At 37.8% G+C, this 1,446-nt stretch carries 1 protein-coding gene; it reads left to right on the forward strand.

The features are described 5' to 3' along the window. Positions 1–62 precede the first annotated feature (62 nt). Positions 63–1,118: an IS110 family RNA-guided transposase gene (locus tag ES674_RS15305; protein ID WP_148405522.1), complete on the forward strand. Its 1,056-nt coding sequence runs from the start codon at positions 63–65 to the stop codon at positions 1,116–1,118. The last annotated feature ends 328 nt before the right edge of the window (positions 1,119–1,446 follow it).

Below are 1,446 nucleotides of genomic sequence, written 5' to 3' on the forward strand. Positions count from 1 at the left end.
TTATAGCATCCATGAAAAAGCAGAAAGTCCAGTATCTTTAAAGTTCACCAAAACAATAAGATATGAAAACTGAACAAACTGCTCAACCAAAGTTATACATTGGAATCGACATCCACAAACGTAGCTGGAAGATTCACTGTGCCACAGATTTATTTTCAGGAAAGTCATTTGCCATGCCACCAAAACCTGATGTATTGCGAAGCTATGTTGAGAAACATTTTTCAGATTACGAAGTTACTACAGCTTATGAGGCAGGCTGTTGTGGTTACTATGCACATCGTAATTTCGAGAGCTATGGATGGCATTCATTGGTTGTTAATCCAGCAGACATTCACCGAAAAGGAAAAGAACGATTTACCAAGACAGATAAGATCGATGCTCAACTCATAGCCAGAGAACTTAAAGATGGTCGCCTTGATGGTATCCATGTTCCAGAAGTAGAGCGCGAACAATTGCGTAGTCTTTTTCGACGACGTAATGATTTGGTCAAGGACTTTAGACGTATAAAAAGTATTATAAAGATGCAATTACTTTATTTTGGCGTTCCTGTTCCCGAGGAATTTGATAATGATCACTGGAGTCATAACTTTAGAGATTGGCTAGATTCACTTGAATTTGATCATTGCTCAGCACGAGAAACGCTAGATAGTAGAATGCGTAGTTTTAGGTTTATAGATAAAGAGTTGAGGGACGTCTCGACCAAAATACGGGCTTACTGTCGTAAGCATTATAAAAAAGATTATTACCTATTACGCAGTATTCCAGGTATTGGTGGCATAGTCGCTAGTGGTATTATCTGTGAACTTGGCGATTTGCGCCGCTTCAATAGTATAAAACATTTGGCTGGCTATGTTGGTCTGGCTCCAGGTGTTCATCAAAGTGGTGATAACCAAAAACACACAGGCATCACTATGCGAGCACATCGGTTAATGCGTAGTTATTTTATAGAGGCGTCATGGCAAGCCATAAGAACCGATCCCATAATGCAAGCTTATTACCGCAAACATGTGGGCAAGAACGTAAAAAGTGTCATAGTTAAGGTTGCTAGAAAATTATTGAGCAGAACCTTAGCGGTAATAAAAACAGAAATACCTTACGCCATAGGTGTAGTAGAATAATATAAACAATAACCAAGCTCACAAAAAGTAGAAAAAACCTGTATCACAAAACACCGTAGGTGAACCCAATTAAAGCGGTATCACACATTTATAGCAAGTGGCCAGGTTTATTATAATTTATAATCATACAGATGCTGGTGACCGTCAGAATACAAGAATGGATCACATATAGGATGCTGAGCAAGTTATTTAAAAGGCATTGAAATATTGATAATCCTATCGGAATTATCAACATTTCAACACCACACCATCATCAATATGAGATAATTAAAAAATAAATATTAACTTTGGAGAACTAGGCTAGTGCTTTTCATAGGATACGATGTTG

This window comes from Bizionia myxarmorum (genome assembly GCF_008086205.1).
Taxonomy (GTDB): domain Bacteria; phylum Bacteroidota; class Bacteroidia; order Flavobacteriales; family Flavobacteriaceae; genus Algorimicrobium; species Algorimicrobium myxarmorum.

Excerpts from the sequence above, each read along its gene's own strand:
- ES674_RS15305 (WP_148405522.1), top strand. The coding sequence starts at position 63 with ATGAAAACTGAACAAACTGCTCAACCAAAGTTATACATTGGAATCGAC.